At 38.5% G+C, this 20,747-nt stretch carries 21 protein-coding genes; 3 read left to right on the top strand and 18 right to left on the bottom strand.

The window, feature by feature from the left end; translation table 11 throughout:
* Positions 1 to 35 precede the first annotated feature (35 nt).
* The 4 genes from ACKTSC_RS06585 to ACKTSC_RS06570 all read right to left on the bottom strand — a co-directional run bounded on the left by ACKTSC_RS06585 (position 36) and on the right by ACKTSC_RS06570 (position 3,254).
* A complete protein-coding gene (locus ACKTSC_RS06585; RefSeq protein ID WP_071858019.1) occupies positions 36 to 350 on the bottom strand; it encodes a PTS fructose transporter subunit IIB in 315 nt (104 codons plus the stop codon).
* A 28-nt stretch (positions 351 to 378) separates the two neighbouring features.
* The gene (locus tag ACKTSC_RS06580) at positions 379 to 876 is read right to left on the bottom strand and encodes a PTS sugar transporter subunit IIA (protein WP_332580214.1); all 498 of its coding nucleotides are present in this window, start codon (positions 874 to 876) and stop codon (positions 379 to 381) included.
* A gap of 1 nt (position 877) precedes the next feature.
* The gene (locus ACKTSC_RS06575; protein ID WP_332580215.1) at positions 878 to 2,347 is read right to left on the bottom strand and encodes a BglG family transcription antiterminator; all 1,470 of its coding nucleotides are present in this window, start codon (positions 2,345 to 2,347) and stop codon (positions 878 to 880) included.
* A gap of 304 nt (positions 2,348 to 2,651) precedes the next feature.
* Positions 2,652 to 3,254, bottom strand: coding sequence for a DUF1054 domain-containing protein (locus ACKTSC_RS06570; RefSeq protein ID WP_332580216.1), 603 nt, complete (start codon positions 3,252 to 3,254; stop codon positions 2,652 to 2,654).
* A gap of 258 nt (positions 3,255 to 3,512) precedes the next feature.
* On the opposite strand from ACKTSC_RS06570, the gene ACKTSC_RS06565 reads away from it, so the two are divergent.
* Positions 3,513 to 4,520 carry an alcohol dehydrogenase catalytic domain-containing protein gene (locus ACKTSC_RS06565; protein ID WP_407855857.1) on the top strand — a complete coding sequence of 336 codons (1,008 nt, stop codon included), beginning with the start codon at positions 3,513 to 3,515 and terminating at the stop codon, positions 4,518 to 4,520.
* Between the two features lie 221 nt (positions 4,521 to 4,741).
* Entirely contained in the window at positions 4,742 to 5,473 is a 732-nt protein-coding gene (locus ACKTSC_RS06560; RefSeq protein ID WP_332580218.1) for an MIP/aquaporin family protein, read from the top strand.
* Between the two features lie 266 nt (positions 5,474 to 5,739).
* Here the strand turns inward: ACKTSC_RS06560 and ACKTSC_RS06555 are convergent, their stop codons facing one another.
* From ACKTSC_RS06555 to ACKTSC_RS06545, 3 genes are all read right to left on the bottom strand, one after another.
* On the bottom strand, positions 5,740 to 6,693 hold the full coding sequence (locus ACKTSC_RS06555; protein ID WP_407857169.1) for a Gfo/Idh/MocA family protein: 954 nt from the start codon (positions 6,691 to 6,693) through the stop codon (positions 5,740 to 5,742).
* Between the two features lie 61 nt (positions 6,694 to 6,754).
* Complete coding sequence (locus tag ACKTSC_RS06550; protein WP_407857168.1) at positions 6,755 to 7,369, bottom strand: TVP38/TMEM64 family protein; 615 nt, start codon at positions 7,367 to 7,369, stop codon at positions 6,755 to 6,757.
* A gap of 56 nt (positions 7,370 to 7,425) precedes the next feature.
* Positions 7,426 to 8,298, bottom strand: a complete 873-nt coding sequence (locus ACKTSC_RS06545) for an alpha/beta hydrolase fold domain-containing protein (protein ID WP_407857167.1) — start codon at positions 8,296 to 8,298, stop codon at positions 7,426 to 7,428.
* A 158-nt stretch (positions 8,299 to 8,456) separates the two neighbouring features.
* Here ACKTSC_RS06545 and ACKTSC_RS06540 point away from each other — a divergent pair, with 158 nt between their 5' ends.
* Positions 8,457 to 9,455, top strand: a complete 999-nt coding sequence (locus ACKTSC_RS06540) for an acyltransferase family protein (protein ID WP_407857166.1) — start codon at positions 8,457 to 8,459, stop codon at positions 9,453 to 9,455.
* A gap of 33 nt (positions 9,456 to 9,488) precedes the next feature.
* Here the strand turns inward: ACKTSC_RS06540 and ACKTSC_RS06535 are convergent, their stop codons facing one another.
* The 11 genes from ACKTSC_RS06535 to deoC form a co-directional block, all read right to left on the bottom strand.
* A complete protein-coding gene (locus ACKTSC_RS06535; protein WP_407855853.1) occupies positions 9,489 to 10,676 on the bottom strand; it encodes an iron-containing alcohol dehydrogenase in 1,188 nt (395 codons plus the stop codon).
* A 61-nt stretch (positions 10,677 to 10,737) separates the two neighbouring features.
* The gene (locus tag ACKTSC_RS06530) at positions 10,738 to 11,490 is read right to left on the bottom strand and encodes an alpha/beta fold hydrolase (RefSeq protein ID WP_407857165.1); all 753 of its coding nucleotides are present in this window, start codon (positions 11,488 to 11,490) and stop codon (positions 10,738 to 10,740) included.
* A gap of 145 nt (positions 11,491 to 11,635) precedes the next feature.
* Positions 11,636 to 12,340, bottom strand: coding sequence for a purine-nucleoside phosphorylase (gene deoD, locus ACKTSC_RS06525; protein WP_332580224.1), 705 nt, complete (start codon positions 12,338 to 12,340; stop codon positions 11,636 to 11,638).
* Between the two features lie 37 nt (positions 12,341 to 12,377).
* Positions 12,378 to 13,196: a purine-nucleoside phosphorylase gene (locus ACKTSC_RS06520; protein ID WP_332580225.1), complete on the bottom strand. Its 819-nt coding sequence runs from the start codon at positions 13,194 to 13,196 to the stop codon at positions 12,378 to 12,380.
* Positions 13,197 to 13,224: 28 nt separating this feature from the next.
* Positions 13,225 to 14,397 carry a phosphopentomutase gene (deoB, locus tag ACKTSC_RS06515; RefSeq protein ID WP_332580226.1) on the bottom strand — a complete coding sequence of 391 codons (1,173 nt, stop codon included), beginning with the start codon at positions 14,395 to 14,397 and terminating at the stop codon, positions 13,225 to 13,227.
* 231 nt (positions 14,398 to 14,628) lie between these two features.
* Positions 14,629 to 15,582 carry an ABC transporter permease gene (locus tag ACKTSC_RS06510; protein WP_071858001.1) on the bottom strand — a complete coding sequence of 318 codons (954 nt, stop codon included), beginning with the start codon at positions 15,580 to 15,582 and terminating at the stop codon, positions 14,629 to 14,631.
* Entirely contained in the window at positions 15,582 to 16,712 is a 1,131-nt protein-coding gene (locus tag ACKTSC_RS06505) for an ABC transporter permease (protein WP_332654150.1), read from the bottom strand. The genes ACKTSC_RS06510 and ACKTSC_RS06505 overlap by 1 nt, the downstream gene beginning before the upstream one ends.
* Complete coding sequence (locus ACKTSC_RS06500) at positions 16,705 to 18,240, bottom strand: ABC transporter ATP-binding protein (RefSeq protein ID WP_407857200.1); 1,536 nt, start codon at positions 18,238 to 18,240, stop codon at positions 16,705 to 16,707. Before ACKTSC_RS06500 ends, ACKTSC_RS06505 begins: the two co-directional genes overlap by 8 nt.
* A gap of 196 nt (positions 18,241 to 18,436) precedes the next feature.
* The gene (locus ACKTSC_RS06495; protein WP_407857164.1) at positions 18,437 to 19,531 is read right to left on the bottom strand and encodes a BMP family lipoprotein; all 1,095 of its coding nucleotides are present in this window, start codon (positions 19,529 to 19,531) and stop codon (positions 18,437 to 18,439) included.
* A 60-nt stretch (positions 19,532 to 19,591) separates the two neighbouring features.
* Positions 19,592 to 19,984, bottom strand: a complete 393-nt coding sequence (locus ACKTSC_RS06490) for a cytidine deaminase (RefSeq protein ID WP_332580231.1) — start codon at positions 19,982 to 19,984, stop codon at positions 19,592 to 19,594.
* A 60-nt stretch (positions 19,985 to 20,044) separates the two neighbouring features.
* Positions 20,045 to 20,707, bottom strand: a complete 663-nt coding sequence (gene deoC, locus ACKTSC_RS06485) for a deoxyribose-phosphate aldolase (protein ID WP_332580232.1) — start codon at positions 20,705 to 20,707, stop codon at positions 20,045 to 20,047.
* Between the last annotated feature and the right edge of the window lie 40 nt (positions 20,708 to 20,747).

Below are 20,747 nucleotides of genomic sequence, written 5' to 3'. Positions count from 1 at the left end.
TCATCTCCTTTGATTTGTATTCAAATTTTTACCAACTAAACCTTTGCTACTTCTTCTTCGATTTTATTGATCAAACCTTTTGGCGCTTTGATTACCATACTAGTCGGAATTTCTACAACCTTTTTTCCAATAAAGCGATCTCTTCCTCCAATTTTGATATCCGCTGCGATAATCACGACGTCAGCTGCTTTGATTTCTGCCATTGTTAATTCATCTTCTGTTCCAATCGTTCCTTGTGTTTCAATATGAACGGTATGACCAAGTGCTTTAGCTGCCTTCTCCAATTTTTGTTTTGCAATATACGTATGGGCGATCCCTGAGGTACATGCAGCTACTCCGACAATTTTCATTTTATTTTCCTCCATTTTCTATCGTTTTCTATTCTTCATCTTCCATTGGGTCTTTTGATAATAATTCAATTACTTCTGCTTTCGTTTGAGCATGAACCATGTTTTCGATAAAATCATCATCCGCTAACAACATTGCAACTTTTTGCAATAATTTGATATGCATTGTATTCGCATCCGTATTTCGAACGGCGAAAAGAATGATCACTCGGACTGGTTGGTCATCTAAAGATTCCCATTCAATCGGTTTTTTTGTTTTCCCTACGACTAACGATGTTTTGATTACGCTATCAGATTTCCCATGTGGAATGGCAATACTATTCCCGATTCCAGTCAAACCTTCTGATTCGCGTAAAAATACATCGGCAGCAAAATCTTGTTCATCACTGATATCTCCATGAACTTTTAAAAGCTGTGTCAATTCATAAATAGCCGCTTCTTTTGTTTCCGCTTCCATTTCTAATTGGATCAAATCTTCAGTGATCACATCAGCGATACTAAAGTCGTCCATCATTCTTTCAGGTGTCATTTTACATCTCTCCTAACATTTGCTTTACTCGTTTTTCATCTTGTTTTGTAAACACTGAATTCACTAAAATTGTAGGGGTCATCATTTTGATCGTTAAATTGACTGTCGTTAAGATCAAATCGATATTTTTATATTTTTCAGGCGCCTTAGAGAATTTTCTCGCGGATAATACATCAACGATCTCTAATTCTGGAAATGCCTTACGTACTTTTACTTTTAGTAGTTCTGAAGTACCGACACCGCTGCTGCACATGATCAACACCCGTTTTTGATTGTGGATCATTTCGCGGTATTTAACGAAGTATAGTGTTAAAAATCCTAGTTCATCTTCTGATATCGTGTTCAAGCCATACTTTTTAGTAACTATCTGACCGACTTGTTTTACTTGTTGGAAAATATCTGGATATTCCAATTTGATATCACTCAATAAATCGTTTTTGACGATGATCTCATTTTTCAAACGGTACAAAAGTGGTTCGATATGATTATATAAATCTTGTCGATTAACCTTTTTATCGACTTTCATTCCCATCAAGCAGCTCATCTCTTTAGCAAAAAAATCAGTGATTTCAAGCGCAATTTCTGATTTTCGATTCAATTTGATTTGCTCGTTTTCCATGCGCGAAGAAATCAAATATTGAAATAGAAAGAATGTTTCGCTCTCAGGTAAAATAATATTTAAATAGTGATTCAACTTAGTCATTACCATCCGTGAAATCTGATAAAGCTGATCATATTCAACGATCAATTCTTCTTCATCAGGATCTAGTAACTCCGCACGAGTATCTGGATGAATCTCTCCCTCTCTGACTCGTTTGACTAAGATGTAGATATGAGAAAAAATATTGCTGTTGTAAGGATAAGCGATCCCATTTTGCAATTTTCGTTCAATAAATTCTAAAAGCGACGTAATAAAATTGATATCATAAGAACTAATTTTTTCATGTTGTGTCGAAAAATCTTCTTCCCAAACTCGGTTTGCATCGATCAGATAATTCACAGCTTTACGAATATGCTTTTCTGATCCTTCAATTGCAATACGTTGTTCTTTTCGAACCAAGGTCAGCTGGTAGTCGGCTAGAAACTCACTCATCCGGATCAAATCATTTTTGATTACTGTTGAACTAAGATAATATTCTGCAAATAATTCTTGGATCAATATTTTCTTAGGAGATTTAAATAACAGAATCAAAAGAATTCGATTTCTTCTTTCTAATGGTCCCTGAATGATTTCTTCGCCTTTTCTTGTGACACTTGCCTCTAGATATTTATCATAATCTAAACGAAAACCTTTTCCTGCTTCAGCTAAAATAATGTCACCCATATCAGAGGCTTCATTGATTTTTTTGACTGTACGATAAACTGTTTTCGTAGAAACATTGGCAAATTCAGCTAGTTCTTGTGCAGTGAGAGTCATTCCATGTTTGATAAATAATTCGATCAATTGCTTTTCTCGTTTGCTTAGCTGCATTTGGTCAACCTCCTTGTCATTAATATACATTCTTTTAAGTCGAAAATATTTTTTCTTGTGTCCACTAATGTGGACATTTTTATAAAGCGCTTTCAATAACTGCGTATTCATTTAAGTTTAAATAACTTTAGTACATAAATAGATATTTTCCTTTAAATGCTTCAAAGCCCTTCAAATGAATAAATATTATTAATAAAAATTAAACCAGAATATTCAAAAAAAACAAGAGTATTTAGTATATTACTCTTGTTTTTATCAGAATATTTCAAATTATCATTCCATTTAATTCTTTATTAGTTAAGTTCTAAACGGTGATCAACTTATATAGTGGCGCCAATTGTTGATAAGTATCGATCATATACTGTTTTGCAGCTTCTGGATTTTTCCACAATGGTTCCTCTTTTTTGATGACTCTCCCTATTTGAAATTCTCCTTTTTTCACATCCCGAAACCTTATCAACATTTTTTCTAAGTTTTCTGGGGACAACTCTTCCGTTTGTAGTTTTGTATGATCCCCTGACAAAACAAAATCTTTCGATAGTTGAGCAAAATATGCGGGATTATCCAAACATTGTTGTGCAATGAGCCTCTCATCTTTTGGCTGATCGATGCAAGATAACCACATAAAAACATACTCTGGCCAAATACCTAATTGAAAATGAGGTTCCATCTTATACCCTCTTTTTTGGCGACTTAGCGCTGACCACGTATTTTCCGGTGGATAAACTGAGCGTCGGCGATGTTGCGCAATGTGGATAAATAATTTTTCATCCACTAAGGGTTCTAAGACTTGTTGAAAAGCTTCATCTAATTGTTGAAAAATAGGCTGGATTTCTTGCCGAATAGCCGCCATTCTAGGTTCTAATCCTTCAATTTCAAAGACTTCAAAACTTTTTTCAGTAAACATTGATTTCCTCCTGCTAATCGATTTCCCTATTTAGTTTATCTGTCTTAGTGATTCGCTACAAGTTAAGTGGCTTCTTTGCAGAGCGAGATAAATAAAAGTCGTCTACTTACTAAATAGCTATAAAAATAAAGTTTTATCAGATTGTTGAGTATTTTTAAAGAAATTATTTCCCTCTGATTGTTAAATCAAGTATATTATAAGTAGCTATGTGGATTTAATAGCGATTCAGAAATTTATTTTCTGAGGAGGGTGAAACAAATGATTTCAGACGCTATCGGATTTGAAAAAAAATTTCGTTTGAAAGAAGATCAAAAATTCGAACAATATAAAGTCATGTTACCTAAATTACGTGAACATGATTTAATGATAAAAATTTCAGCTATCTCTATCAGCACGTTAGATACACAGATCCGACAAACGATCAAAGGTCCAAAGAAACCTTATGTTTTAGGTTTCGGCGGTGTTGGAATCATTACTCGTATGGGCAGCAGTGATTCTCGCTTGAATGTTGGCGACCGTGTTTTGTTTGTTAATAAAGTTGGCAAATATGGGAGTTATAGCAACTTCCAAATCGTCGATAGACGTTCCGTAGTTAAGCTGCCAACTGATTTTCCTACGGATGAAGCAGCCGCTTTTTCGTATAGTTTTTTCTTAGCTTTTGAAGTCGTTTTCAAACAATTAGGACTAGCTCCTAAACCGAAAAAGAACTCCGGTACCTTGTTGATTTTGAATACTTCTGACGGCCTCGGTGCAAGCATTATTCAATTAGCAAAATGGGCTGGTTTAAATGTCGTTGCTACGATCAATAAAAATAATTCAGAGATCTGGATCAAAAACATGGGCGCTGATCTAGTTCTATCACAATCAAACCATTTAGCAAGAGATATTAAAAATGCAGGCTTTTCTTCTGTTGATTACGTGATCAACTTAGACACCGAAAAAGAAAAAAGTTTTGAGCATTTGGCTGATTTTGAAGAAACAGCGACCATTTTATTGCTGCATTTTATTAATAAGAAGAAAAAGGCCAATGTCTCTGACTATCAGAATTTTTACTGTGAAGATTTTCTTGAAGAATCGTTTGCGTCAGAAGAAGGAATTAATTATTCCCGTAAAATTATGGAACTTTTGATTTATCTATGGGAGAAAAAACAATTGAAATCGATTTTGACAGCGCAATTAAATGGGTTCTCCGCTAAGAACTTTTACGGTGCTCATAAATTGATCGAGAACAATCCCAATTTCAGACATCTAGTTTTGATTAACTGATTGATTCGCAACTCGCTTTTAAAGCGAGTTTTTTTATCAAGAAAATAAATTTTAAAGTAAATTTTTTCTTAAATTATGTGATTAACATTTGTTATTAGCATAATCTAGAGAAATTATCCGCTTTTTTGATGTTAACATTTGCTAATTTACAAAAATGGTATTAAGATATAAAATGAAATTTTCATTTTTATTTTCAGTATCAAATATTTTAGGAGGTTTTTATGGATTATTCACTGACAACTCGGTTGGTAGCTGAGTTCTTGGGAACTGCTTTGTTAGTAATGTTAGGAAACGGTGCGGTTGCCAATGTTGATTTGAGAGGTACAAAAGGTTACGGTAGTGACTGGATGTTGATTGCTGTAGGTTATGGGTGTGGGGTTATGATTCCTGCAATGATTTTTGGTGGTATCAGCGGAAACCACATTAACCCAGCGTTTACAATTGGTTTAGCAGTAAGTGGCTTATTCCCTTGGTCTGAGGTTCTTCCTTATATCATCGTTCAAATTCTTGGCGCAATGGTTGGTCAATTAGTTGTTGTAGCTTGCTACAAACCTTATTATGACCAAACTGAAAACAAATTACATGTCTTAGGAACATTCTCAACAATCAATAGTGTTGGTTCTAAATTCAATGGTTTTGTAAATGAATTCTTTGGATCATTTATTTTATTCTTTGGTGCCCTAGGGATCACTAAAGCGCCATTCTTCCAAAACAATTTAGGAACTGCTCACTTAGCATTAGGTTTCTTAGTATGGACATTGGTTGCATCATTTGGCGGACCAACTGGACCTGGTTTGAATCCTGCTCGTGATTTAGGTCCTCGTATCATGCATGCATTATTACCATTAAAAAATAAAGGCGATTCACAATGGAGCTATTCTTGGGTACCAGTTTTAGCACCGATCATCGCTTCAATTCTTGCAATTGCATTATACAAAACAGTCTTCATTTAAATATTCAAACTGACGTAAAGAATTTACGTCAGTTTTTTTTTACTTTTTAAATACAAAAAACCTCTTAGAATAAATTCTAAGAGGTTTTTTTCACCAGTACCAAAATGATAGGAAGGTTCTTCGTCCACTAAGCTTCTTCCCGACACGCCTGAAATCCGACAGGTGACTTACGTCATGTGCCTCTGGTATCGAAGGATCTAAAAAAACTGATCCACTCGACTCGTCGCATGAGACAAACTATAGCACATCTATCCTGCTTTTACCAATCATTTCTGATTGTTTTGATAAATCTTTTCAATCAGTTCAACAGTTTTGATCGTCAGTGCTTTTGTAACGATTGGACTTTCGAGCAGCTCTTTCTTTAAACAGTCATTGACGTGTTCGATTTCAAAAACGAATTCACTCGTTTGTTTACTCTCTAACAGCTCTTTTCTGCCATCTATATAGTAAATTTCAGCTCTATCTGTTTTCCAAAAATTTGGTACAACGATCTTACCCTGTTCACCGTAGATCACTAATTTGTTTTCTAAATTCAAATCAACGGTCATGAATATCGTAGCGAGCACCTTATCAGGAAAAGTTAACGTGACCTGTGCTTGGGCATCGGATTGATTAGGAACAAAAATTAATGTTCCCCGAGCTTCTTCTACTGATGAAGCCAATACATATTGCAAATACTCGAGCGGATAGGTTCCTGCTCCACGCAAAACACCTCCGCCCGACTCCAAATCACGAAACCATTTGATGTGATCAATATCTGGATAGGAAGTAACTGAATCTACCCAACGAATTCGGCCGATTCCCCCTTGTTCGATCACTTGGCGGACTTGGTTTGTGATCGGAAGAAACAGCGCTTTTTGAGCTTCCATCAGAAAAAGTCGACGTTCTTTTGCTAAAGTATAAAGCTCTTTCGCTTGCGCCACTGTCATCGTAAACGGCTTTTCTAGTAACACGTGCTTACCATTTACTAAAGCTTGTTTGGCTGTGGCATAATGACCTTGGTTATAAACAGCGATATAAACGATATCAACAGCGTCACTTTGACAAAGCTCTTCATAACTGCCAAATGCTTGGGGAATATCTAACTCCATAGCCATCGCTTGTGCTTTTTCCAGCTTTCTAGAAGCAATTGCAGTTACTACCCCTTCCTGACTTTCTTTGACTCCGGCAACAAAACGGGGAACAACTTGAGCGGTACTTAAAATTCCATAACGGATCATACTATTCCTCCTAATTAGAAATAAAAAAAGCTGATAGAATACTATCAGCTTACCGATTCAATCAAATACTTGCAAATGTTTTCTTTAAGACAAATAAACAAACAAAACCATATGAAGCAACGGACCATAATTTAAAAATCAGTACGATCCGCAAATAATCTTTAAACGGCAAATCGGTCATTCCTGCTACTAGACAGGTCAAGTCATCCGGCAAAAACGGAAAGATAAAACAAACGATCAGTAGTCGTTTGATATCTTGCGTATGATCTTGCAAAGTCGTTTCAAATTTTTCAAAATTCTTTTGTGATAAAACTAAGCGAGCAAAGCGCGGACCATAGCGCCGGACCAATAAAAATAAGCCAACTTCGCCTATCACAAGTCCTATATAGCTATATAAAATACCAGGAATGTTTCCAAACATCAGCATTCCAACAATCGTTGCAAAACCGCCCGGCAAAAATGGAACGACAGGTTGAATTACTTGAACGATAATGAATGCTACTACCGCAAAACTACCGAAATTACGAATAAATTGTTGTAGATCCGCAATCGAGCTAAACAGACCTGAACGTCTGATATAGATAAGTAATATGATAAATGCCGCTAAACCAACGACAGGTAATAGTTGAATCACCTTTTGTTGCCATGGAGCACGACTACGTGTTTTAGGTTCCAACCTTTTACCCCCTTTTATTCTAAAAACAGTGACCAACGCATTTAGCCAATCCATTATTATTGGTAAAATTCCCCAATTTGATCCACATACGGCAAGGATTCTTTCAATGGATAGACGACAAAATCATGCATCATACCCGCGACAACTTCTAACTGCATCGTAGTCCCGCTACTTCGTTTGATTCGCTCCTGTAGCCGCAATACATCAGGATATAAGATTTCGTCGGTCCCAGCGACGACAAACAATTTTCCTAATTGATCAAAGTTGCCATAGATCGGTGAAACCATTGGATCTGTCAAAGATAGCTTTCCTGCGTAATTTTCTCCAGCTTCAGCCAAGAGATCTTTTTCTAATAATACATCTTTTTCTTGAAGTTCCTGTGAACGTGGATCACTTAATGAAGCATCTAACCACGGCGAAGCCAGCGCAATTCGTTTTGGCCGTTTAGGCAGATCAATATTGCGCAGATGCTGCGCCAAGCTCATCGCCAAGCCGCCCCCGGCAGAATCACCAAACAAATAAAAATGGTCATCCGGATAGAGATAAGTCAATTTTTTAAAGGCCTGTTCCGTTAGCGGGACCGTTGTTTCAGCCGTATTTTCAGGTGCCAATGGATAATCAAAATAACTGACTTTTAGATTATAACGCTTTACGAATCTTTCTTGAATCTCTTTATGGAATGGAGAAGCTTCTAGCGCGTAGCCACCACCATGCAAATAAAAAATATGCCTTTTGGTTGGATGGGCTGGGAACAACGTAATCAATTGATGTCCATCGATTTCAGCTATTTTATGCGGCATATCTGCTTGCGATAATTGACGACTGATCAATCGCCGACGTTTGGGAGGATCCACCATAGTTGCGCCTACCAACTTTTTCATATTGATGACTTTAAAGACATTTTTAACTAGTTTCGCTGAATAACGCATCGCATTGCTCCTTCTTTTAATTGGCTGCGGGATATGTTCTAAAAAACAGTTCCTTTAAATAATTCCGATAAAAAGAACCAAGGAATTTTTCGTTTCGTGCTACAATAGACGAGTAGAACATCGTCTCTACTACTTAAGCATAACGGAATCTAAAGGAGGTGTCCACAATCACACAACCGAAGCGCGAATACCTGTACGACAATATTCGCGGGATTTTGATTCTACTTGTCGTCTTAGGACATGCCCTAGAATATTTTCGTTTAGATAACAAGGTCGGTGCATTTATTTATGTATTCATCTATCTGTTCCATATGCCTGTTTTTATTTTCATTTCAGGTTACTTTTCCAAGAATTTAGCCAAAGGCCGAGCAACTGCTGTCGAGACCTTTTTAGTCCCCTACTTATTATTGAATTTGATTTTATCGTTGATTATGCTGGCGATCGGTAAGATCGATGCCTTTATGATTTTAAGTCCTGGATGGACACTCTGGTATTTGTATTGTATGTTCATCTGGCGATTATTACTGCCTGACCTAGTCAAAGTACGACGGATTTTAATTTTGAGTTTTATCGTTGGAATTTTTTCTGGTTTTTTAACTGAATTCGGTACTTATATGGCGATGGCACGGACACTAGGCTTTTTGCCCTACTTCTTAGCTGGCTATTTTACCGACCGTTCACTACTGGAAAAAATCTACCATTGGCGTTGGCGTAAAATTATCAGCATCGGGACCATTATCCTGGGCTTGATCGTAGCGTACGTCTGGGTCCAAAGCGATCTACCACCTGAAATTTTATGGCGTGATCGGTCATTCTTACTATTTAAGTTACCATTATATCAAAATATTTTAGATAATATTTTACTATATCTTGTTGGTTTTGCTTTTGTTTTTGTCTTTATCAGTTTGGCAGCTCCCAGACCACATTTTTTTACTTCTTGGGGACAAAAAACATTAACGATCTATTTACTCCATGTTTACCTTGTCGCTCCATTAGTCGAACTTACTGAGGCTGTCAAAAATCCATTATTGCACCTCATTTTATTAGTCGCCGGGACTTTTTTGATTCTCTATCTATTGTCTCGACCAAAAGTAACAACGATACTTCAAAAAACATTAGCTCGTATTTTGCACTTTATTATGCCCAATCATGAATAAAAAATGGTGACTCATTTAGAGTCACCATTTTTATTATTCGAAATTGCTTTCTGTTAAACAAGCTGTATAGATTTCTTTGACCGCTGATTCATCTAAAGGAACAAAGGCATCAGTTTTGATTGTACTGTGAGCAACTGCTTGTTTTGCCATCTCTTCAAATTTTTCTTCGTCGATCCCCACTTCTGGCAATGTCATTGGAATCCCACAAGCCTTGAAGTAATCGTATAATTTTTGAATCCCAATTCGCGCAGCTAACATTGGTACTTTTTCTTCGACATTCCAAACGTTCCAAGCAAAATGAGCAAATTTATCAACAGTCTCATCGTTCAAGCTATACTCCATCCAACGAGGAGTCAAAATTGCTAAGCCAACACCGTGAGTGATATCATAAAAAGCACTTAATTCATGTTCCATTGGATGGCAAGACCAAGCACCAGGCTTACCGTTTCCAGTTAACCCATTCAAAGCTAATGTGCTTGCCCACATCAAGTTTGCCCGTGCATCATAATCAGTCGGATCTTTTAATGCAATCGGACAATTTTTGATGACCGAACGCATCAAACCTTCAGAAACAGAATCTTGGATATCAGCTCCTTCAGTCCGTTTAAAATAATTTTCGATCAAGTGACTCATGATATCGGCAGAACCTGCAGCTGTTTGGTATTTATTCACACTGAATGTATTTTGAGGATCTAAGAAAGAAACTTTTGGTAACATCGCTTTGCTGCCCGTTCCTAATTTTTGATGGGTCTCAAGATTTGAGATCACGGCACCGCTATTCATTTCACTACCTGTTGCTGCTAACGTCAAAATCGTTACTAATGGTAATGCGCCGCCTTGATAGCCGCGACGTTGTAAAACAAGATCCCAAGCATCGCCATCAAATTTAGCCGCTGCTGCCACTACTTTGGCGCAATCAATCGTTGATCCTCCCCCGACTGCTAATAAAACATCGATATTTTCTTTACGACAGATTTCTGCGCCGCGACGAACAGTTTCAACACGTGGATTAGGCTCAACTCCAGCAAGTTCAAAAACCTCGTTGCCATTCGCTTTTAGTTGTTCCATCACTTTATCGTATAAACCAATTTTTTTGATGCTGCCTCCACCGTATACGATCAACACTTTTTTACCAAATTGGTTCAAAACTTCTGGCAACTCAGCCAATCGGTCTTTCCCAAAACGAATGTCTGTGGTTACATGAAAATCAAAATTTTCCATTAAAAATTCCTCCTTGTTTCTACTATCCTCATATATTAAGTCAAATTTTTCTAGAAAGAAACTACTTTCCCTCAACTTTTGCTAAGTTATCTGCAAAAAACTCAGCAATTCGATCCATCGTTGCGATTTGAACAAAATGACGTTCCGGCGCGCTGATAAAAGTCAGCGGCAATTGCGGGTTGTCTTTGATAAAATCAGCGGTATGAGCATAGGGAACTTTCTCATCTTCTGTGCCATGCCAAAAAAATAATGACCGATCGGCTACTTTTTCAGGTGTTAACGATAAATCATACTTCTCCAACCATGAGGTAAGATACCGATAATCTTCAGGTAAATAGAAACCTAATTCTCTGGCATGTCCACAGATTCGTTCACGATACTTGATTGGCGCCGGTGATCCCATCACACACGCAGCAACATCGATCTCAGGATGTTGTGTCAGTAACATGCACGTAGTGATTCCGCCCATCGAAATACCACCCACACCAATTTTTCCCATTACTAGACCCAGGTTCTCAAAATAATCGACCAAAAAACCAAATTCATAAAGGTTTGTTTGGATACTATCCCAAAAAGTCAGTGAAGGAATTTCTGAAGTCTTTGTCTTACGTTCCCCATGATTTGCAGCATCGGGCAATAAAACCCGAAAATGTTTTGCCGCTAATTTACGTCCTTGGGTTAATACTAACTCTTTCGCAGTTTGCCAACCATGATAATAAATGATCAATGGTAATGGCTCATAGATTTTGTCTTCTTCGACTACTTCAAGCAAAGGAATATTCCCGACCATTCGTTTTCGTACAACGCTCTTCATCTTTGACCTCCTCTTAATACTCGCTTCATTACATTTATTATAGCGGACCTCACTAAAACACGGTTATTGGAAGGCTCTTGTTCAGAAAATTGCTCTCGTTTCAACAAAAAAACTGATCTCCAAAATTGGAGACCAGCTGATTTTTCTAGCCAATCAATGTTTCTAGACCGACGTACATCATGTCTTTGAATGTATTTTGTCGCTCTTCTGACGTTGTATCTTCTCCCGTCACCAGATGATCACTAACGGTCATGATCCCTAATGTTTGAACATTGAATTTTGCTCCTAAATAATACAAGATCGCGGCTTCCATTTCAACGCCCAAAACACCATATTCAGCTAAGTTGAAAGTCGCTGCTAAATCATCTTTGTAGAATGTATCTTCTGATAATACATTACCCACATGAGTCGTAAAGCCTTTTTCTTTAGCTACATCGTAGGCCTTCATCATCAAATCAAAATCAGCGATTGGAGCAAAGTGAAAACCTGGGAAATGTTTTTCGACCATTGAAGAACTTGTTACCGCACCTTGCGCAATAATCAAGTCACGAACATGGACCGCTTTAGATAAAGCACCGCATGTTCCCACACGAATCAGTTTTTTCACACCATATGATTGAATCAATTCTTGTGCATAAATTCCTGCTGATGGCATGCCCATTCCTGTTCCTTGAACAGAGACACGTTCGCCTTTATATGTTCCCGTATACCCTAGCATCCCTCGAACATTATTATAACAAACGGCATCTTCTAAGAAATTCTCCGCAATGAATTTTGCCCGTAGTGGATCTCCTGGCAATAAAATTTTATCAGCAATCTCGCCTTGTTTCGCTTCGATATGAACGCTCATTTTACTCCTCCAATATAGTATATTTTTTGTTAACTGATTATAGAACTGCTAATGTTTCTTTCACTAATGTTTTAAAGTCTTCTTTTACTCGTTCAGTTGTTTCAACTACTTCAGCATGATTCAAATTCGCTTGCATCCCTGCAGCCAAATTCGTGATACAAGAAATCCCTAATACCTTCATTCCGCTATGAGCAGCAACGATAACTTCTGGTACTGTCGACATTCCAACCGCATCAGCACCGATTGTGCGCGCCATTCTAATTTCTGCAGGCGTTTCATAAGTCGGGCCTGTCATTCCAAGATAGACACCCTCTTGCAAACCGATTGATAATTCTTTAGCAACTTCACGAGCTTTTTCTTGATACTCTTTCGTATAAGCCGCACTCATATCTGGAAAACGCGGACCCATTTCATCATCATTTGGTCCAATCAATGGATTTGTTCCCATAAAGTTGATGTGATCTGTGATCAACATCAAATTACCTGGCTGAAACCCTTCATTCACACCGCCAGCAGCATTTGTCACTACTACTGAATGAATGCCTAACTCGGCCATTACACGAACTGGGTAAGTGACGGTCTCCATCGGATTCCCTTCATAATAGTGGAAACGTCCTTGCATTGCTAAAACATTTTTTCCAGCTAATTGACCGTAAACTAATTGACCAGCATGACCAACAACCGTTGATACAGGGAAATGAGGGATTTCATTATAAGGAATAACAATTGGATTTTCGATTTCTTCAGCTAGTTCACCTAAACCAGATCCTAAGATCAAGCCGAAAGCAATATCCGCCACTCCTTTATCTTGGATATAGCTCGCAGTTTGTTGAATTTTTCCTTGTAAGTCTGTCATAAAAACCTCCTGATTTATCTATCTGAATTTATTTTAGTAATTTTAAGAAACTTTCGCCATTCTCTGTTGCAGGTACATCGAAGTTTTCTGCAATCGTAGCTGCGATATCTGAGTAATAACCTTGTGGTAATTTACCTTGTGCGTTCATCTTTTTACTATAGACCAACAAAGGCACGTACTCACGAGTATGATCCGTTCCGGTAAAGGTTGGATCATTTCCATGGTCTGCTGTGATCATCAATAAGTCATCCTCTTGCATCGCATCTAAAATTTCTGGCATCCGTAAATCAAATTCTTCAATCGCATGGGCATACCCTACGACATCGCGACGATGACCAAATAGCGCATCAAAATCAACCAAGTTGGTAAAACTTAACCCCGTGAAATCTTCCTTCATAACAGCTAATAATTTATCGACACCATCCATATTACTCTTCGTGCGAACAGCATCCGTCATTCCTTGACCATTAAAAATATCATTGATTTTACCAACAGCAATGACGTCCTTGCCGTTGTCTTTCAATGAATCTAAAACGGTTTTACCAAATGGATCCAAGGCATAGTCATGGCGATTGCTTGTACGAGTAAAGTTTCCTGGTTCACCTAGATACGGACGTGCGATGATTCGTCCGATCATATATGGATCGTCTTTCGTAATATCACGAACATACTGACAAATTTTATATAATTCTTCTAGTGGAATAACTTCTTCATGGGCTGCAATCTGTAAAACAGGATCTGCGGAAGTATAAATGATCAAATCACCTGTCTTCATTTGTTCTTCACCAAAATCTTTGATAACCTCTGTTCCAGAATAAGGTTTATTCGCACCCATGATAATGCCTCGACCTGAGAACTCTGAAATTTGATCTAGCAATTCTTGGGGAAATCCTTCTGGAAATACACGGAACGGTGTTTTGATGTTTAATCCAGCAATCTCCCAATGGCCAGTCATTGTATCTTTCCCTACTGATATTTCTTCTAATTTAGTTGCATAACCGTCATGATCAGCAACATCCTTCACGCCTTTTAGTGGACGAATCGTTCCTAATCCAAGCTGTTCTAAGTGTGGAATAGTCAGTCCGGCTTCTTCCGCAATATGACCCAAAGTATCTGAACCTACATCGCCAAATTTTTCAGCATCTGGTGCTTCTCCAATACCAACTGAATCCATGACAACTAAGTGAATACGCTTAAACATTTCAATTCCCTCTTTCTATTTTATCTATCAAATAAGTAGAAATGAATTCCACTCATAACTTAACCATTTAAAGTATAAAAGCTTCTTTCCAACCTGTGAACTAAAAGCCTTTACAATTCATTCAATGAACCAATCACTGATAAAAATCCAATCAGCCCTACTGATTTTTAAAAGAAAAAGGGCGTGACTAAGTAACTTGTCCCATAGTCCCACCCTTTAATTACAAAAGAATTATTTTGTTTTGATATAGTTGACACCATCGGCTTTTGGCGCAGCTGATTTTCCTAAGAAGAGAACCAATACGACAATCGTCAAAATATATGGTGCTGATTGTAAATACACATCCGGAATCTGTGAAATAACTGGTAAGTTGGAACCGGCAATACTTAAGTTTTGTGCAAAACCGAAGAAAATTGCTGCTCCCATCGCTCCCAATGGATTCCATTTACCAAAGATCATCGCTGCTAGAGAGATGAAACCTTGTCCGGCGATCGTTGTTGCTGCAAAACGTCCGGCAATCGATTGTGCAAAGACTGCACCACCCATACCGCCTAAGAAACCTGAGAATAAAACACCTGCATAACGCAAAGCATAAACGTTGATTCCCAAAGTATCAGCCGCTTGCGGATTTTCTCCGACAGAACGTAGACGTAAACCAAAACGTGTTTTAAAAATAATAAACCATGAAAGTACTGCAATCAAAATAGCGAAATAGGCAGGCAAACTTGTATTTTTAAAGAACAATTCGCCAATCACTGGAATTTTACTCAAACCAGGAAAGTCAAAATAACCAAATTGTTGTTGGATCGTATCTGTTTGTCCTTTACCGTAGATCACTTTGATCAAGAAAATGGTCAATGGCGGCGCTAATAGATTCATTACCGTACCACTGATGATATGGTCTGCACGGAAATTGACTGTCGCTACAGCGTGTAATAGAGAGAATACCATCCCTGCTAAACCACCGACTAATACACCTAACCAAGGGGTCATCGCACCAAATTGATCTGCAAAAGCTAAGTTGAAAACAACTGAACTAAAAGCACCGACAACCATGATGCCTTCTAAACCTACGTTTACGATTCCGCTACGTTCAGAAAATACGCCGCCCAAAGCGGTCAAGATAAGTGGTGCCGAATATACGAGTGTTTGAGCAATAATTGAAGCTAACAAATCCATATTCATTAGACTTTGCCCCCTTTTTCTGATTCTTCGTTCGGAGCAGTTTCTACTTCTTGAACTTTTTCAATTTCTTTCTTGCCGCCCATTACTTTTGCAAGTCCTACACGAACAATATAATTGATTGCTACGAAGAAGATAATCAACGGAATCACACTGTTTGCTAATTCGCTCGGGATACCTGAGAATTGCATTCCTTGTCCACCAAGTTTCAAGACGCTGAATAGCAATGCTGATAACAAGATACCGATTGAACTACCGTTACCTAGTAATGAAACAGCCATACCGTCAAATCCGATACTGATAGAAGAGCCTTGAACAAAGTAGTTCATAAATGTTCCTAATCCATAAACAACACCGCCAAGACCTGCTAACATGCCTGAAATAATCATTGAAATAATGATTGTACGTTTACTGCTCATCCCAGCATATTCTGAAGCAAATGGATTAAGTCCCACAGAACGAATCTCAAAACCTAAGGTTGTCCGTTTCATCAAGAACCAAACAAGGACTAAGAAAACTAACGCTAAAATAATACCGATATTGACCCGCGAGCCACCAAATAAATTAGTCAGCCAAGGTTCTCTTAATGATGCATTCAAACCAACTGCTTTGGTTACCCCTTTATTCGCAATCACATCTGGTGACATTACATGGTTGACGATGTGATTTGAAAAATAAAGAATCACATAGTTCATCATGATCGTAACGATAACTTCACTCGTTCCGAAGAAGGCCCGTAATACACCTGGAATAGCAGCAGCACCAGCTCCGGCTAATCCGCCAGCAATAATTGCTAATGGTAAAACAACGATCTTAGGCGCATCTGGCATGCTTAATGCTACCCAGATACTTGCGACCCAACCACACAACGCTTGACCGGAAAGCCCGATATTGAAAAAGCCAGCCGAATTGGCTACGGAAAAACCCAACGCTGTAAAAATAAGTGGACCTGCGATTACTAAAATCTCACCGATCGACATCGTGCTTTGGAAAGCAGAGCTAAACATCGCATTGTAGCCATCGATTGGATTGAATCCAAAAATTGCCATCAAAATGGCTCCAAGAATAAATCCTAAAACAACTGAAATAATTGGTACTAAAATATTTCTAATACGCTCTGAGCGATCATTCATTTGTCTCACCAGCCTTTGCTAATTCTGCGCGCGCTTCTTCTAAACTATAACCAGCCATCAATAGACCCAATTCGTTTTCAGAAGTTGCTTTTGGATCAACGATCCCAACGATCTCACCAGCATGGATCACTGCGATCCGATCTGAGACATTTAAAATTTCATCTAACTCAAAACTTACTAACAAGACACCTTTTTGTTTGTCACGTTGTTCCACTAGACGTTTATGGATATATTCGATTGCACCAACGTCTAACCCACGTGTCGGCTGTGAAACGATCAATAAATCTGGATCGCGATCAACTTCTCGTGCAATAATAGCTTTTTGTTGGTTACCACCAGAAAGCGATGCAGCTGGAGCTTTCTCACTTGTTGTCCGCACATCGTATTCTTCAATCAAACGTTTAGCATAGCGATCAATCTCTCCATAATTCAAAATCCCGCTCTTACTGAATGGTGCATGGTAATAAGATTGCAAAGCGATATTTTCTGATAATGGCAGTGGTAAAATCAAGCCATATTTATGACGGTCTTCCGGAACGTGGCCGACACCCGCTTCAGTAATATGTCGTGGCGCTTTACCTGTAATATCTTTACCATTAAGAGTTACTTTCCCACTCTCAACTTTTCGCAAACCCGTTAACGCTTGAATCAGTTCAGTCTGACCGTTACCGTCAATCCCGGCGATTCCGACTACTTCACCACGATGGACATCTAATGATAGATGCTTGACTGCTTCAAGTCCGCGGCTTTCTTTTACGACTAAATCGTTGATTGAAAGAACCACTTCACCTGGAACAGCTGGTACTTTATCTGTTTTAAATGAAACAGAGCGTCCTACCATCATATCAGCCAATTGTTGTGAGCTGACATCTTTTACATCAACTGTCCCGATATATTGTCCCCGGCGGATAACTGAACAACGATCTGCTACTTTTTTGATTTCATCTAATTTGTGGGTAATCAAAATAATTGATTTACCTTCTTTGATCAGTCCGCCCATGATCGTAATCAACTCATCGATTTCTTGCGGAGTTAATACGGCAGTTGGCTCATCAAAAATCAAGACATTTGCTCCACGATACAAAGTTTTCAAAATTTCTACCCGTTGCTGCATCCCAACCGAAATATCTCGGATGTAAGCATCTGGATCAACTTTTAACCCATACTCTTCGGATAAACGAACGATCTCTGCTTTTGCTTTCTTTTTATCTAGCATGCCATTTTTACTTGGCTCACTACCTAAGATAATGTTTTCTGTGACGGTAAAGGCATCAACCAACATGAAATGCTGATGGACCATTCCGATCCCTAATTGATTGGCTCTAGTCGGACTTGAGATATCGACCTTTTGTCCGTCCATTAATATCTCACCAGAAGTTGGTTGTAACAAACCTGACAAAACATTCATTAATGTTGACTTTCCAGCGCCATTTTCTCCTAAAAGCGCATGAATCTCGCCTTTACGGATCTGTAAGTTGATGTTGTCATTTGCTTTAAACGTGCCAAACTGCTTGGTGATGTTTCGCATTTCGATGACATTTTGTTCTTCTGCCACTTTTTTTCACATCCTATCGCTTTTTAAATCTGACGAAGTATTACAACGCTAAGGGCGTTCTTCCCTTAGACAAATCCCACTCAAAGTGAAACTTGTCTAAAAAAAGAAAATTGAATTTTAAAAGAGAACCATAACCTCATACGTATGAGGTTATGGTCAATCCTAAAATTTATTTTTCAGGAGTTTCTGGAACTTCAACACTACCATCAATAATGGCATCTTTTGCTTCTTTAACAGCGTCTTTTGCTTTGTCTGAAAGGTATCCGTCAGTTAGAGATACACCGCCGTCTTTCAAACCATAAGTTAAGTGTTCGCCGCCAGGGAATTTATCTTCTAACGCACGAGTAGAGATATCTTGAACCGCTGCACCCACACCTTTAAGTGAAGATGTTAAACAGAAGTTGCTTTCTTTACCATCTTTAGAAGTATATTCACCTTCTTTTTGTTGGTCGCTATCTACACCGATAACCCAAACTTTATCTGCTTCGTCTGCTTTTTCGTTACGAGCTTTTGCTTCAGAAAAGACCCCTTGGCCTGTACCGCCTGATGCATGATAAATAATATCTGCTCCGCTGTTGTACATGTTAGCAGCTAAGGCTTTACCTTTAGCTGGGTCACCAAATGAAGCCGCATATTGAACATCTACAGAAATATCTTTGTCTAATTTTTTAGCAGTATCCGCTACACCTTTTTCAAAACCAGCTTGGAAACGGTCGATAACGGCACCTTCTTCACCACCGATAAAACCAACTTTGCCAGTCTTAGTTGTTTCAGCTGCTGCAACACCTGCTAAGTAAGCTGCTTCTTGGTCTTTAAATGTTGCTGAAGCAACATTGTCTTTACCTTCAATCACTGAATCGATAATAACGAAGTTTGTATCTGCATTTTGATCTGCTGCTGCTGAGATTGGATCAGCTAGCAAGTAACCAATCCCAAAAATTGTTTTGAATCCATTAGTAACGGCTTGTGAAATATTTTGTTCATATTCAGAAGCATCATTTGATTGGATATAGTTATATCCGCCGTTCCCTTTTTTGATATCATGATCTTTACCCCAAGCTTGAAGTCCTTCCCAAGCTGATTGGTTGAATGAACGATCGTCCACGCCGCCAATATCTGTTACGATCGCAACACTATGTTTTGAATCTTCTTTTCCTGAACCGCCTGAAGAATCAGTTGAACTGCTGCCCCCGCCACAAGCTCCTAAAGCTAACAATGCTGCCATTGCCACGGTACCTAGGCCAAATAATTTTGCTTTTTTCATTTCTGTAAAGCCCCCTAAATATGATTTTTTTCAACAGTGCGATGACTGAATGAACTTGGTTTATAAATCTTTGTCGGTAAATGAATATGGCAGTAATCCTTCAACGGTCATCTCTTTTACGACACCGTCGTCACCAACTAAGGTTACTGGCATTGATGGGTCACAGAACTCTGCCATGACTTGGCGACAAGCACCGCATGGAGAAATAGGTTCTGGTGTATGCCCTGCAATCACTAAATGACTAAACTCTCTTTCACCTTCTGAGACAGCTTTGAAAAAAGCTGTTCGTTCAGCACAATTTGATAAGCCGTAAGAAGCATTTTCAATATTCAATCCTTGATAAGTTTTCCCGTCTTTTGTTACAAGACATGCGCCAACTGGAAATTTTGAATAAGGAACATATGCTTTATCGAGCGCATCGATCGCAACATCGATCCATTCTTGTTTATTCATGTGCCGTCCTCCTGGTTCATCATACTCTTTGATTCTTCTTTGATTAATTACTTCTAAGGATTAGTAGCCAGTACCTGTAAGACCATTCATGATCGCTACTCCTGAGCTTGCACCTAAACGTGTAGCACCAGCTTCGATCATTGCTTCCGCTTCTTTAGCATTATGGACACCGCCAGAAGCTTTGACACCCATTTCAGGTCCAACTGTCGCACGCATTAGACGAACGTCTTCTACAGTTGCACCGCCTGTTGAGAAACCAGTGGATGTTTTTACAAAATCTGCACCCGCTGCTTTTGCTAATTCACAAGCTGTTGTTTTTTCTTCATCCGTTAGTAATGATGTTTCGATGATCACTTTAACTAACGCTTTATCTTTCGCCGCCGCAACTACTGCTTCGATATCTTTTTGAACTTTTTCAGTATTGCCGGCTTTTAATTCACCAATATTGATAACCATATCTACTTCGTCTGCGCCGTTTTCAATTGCATTTGCTGCTTCAAATGCTTTTGTTTCAGTTGTTGTCGCACCCAGAGGGAAGCCAATCACTGTACAAACTGCTACTGGTTCACCTTGTAATTCTTTGGCTGCTAATGATACCCAAGTAGGATTGATACAAACTGAATAGAAACGATATTTTTTTGCTTCTTCGATTATTTTCATGACGTTTTCTTGCGTTGCATCTGCTTTTAAAAGCGTGTGATCGATCATTCGATTGATTTCCATTGCTAAGTCCTCACTTTGTTTTATTATAATATACTTTTTA

This window comes from Enterococcus hailinensis (assembly GCF_045862035.1).
GTDB lineage: Bacteria > Bacillota > Bacilli > Lactobacillales > Enterococcaceae > Enterococcus_A > Enterococcus_A hailinensis.
Note: the sequence above shows the minus strand (reverse complement) of the source record. Positions and strands in the feature narration are given on the sequence as shown.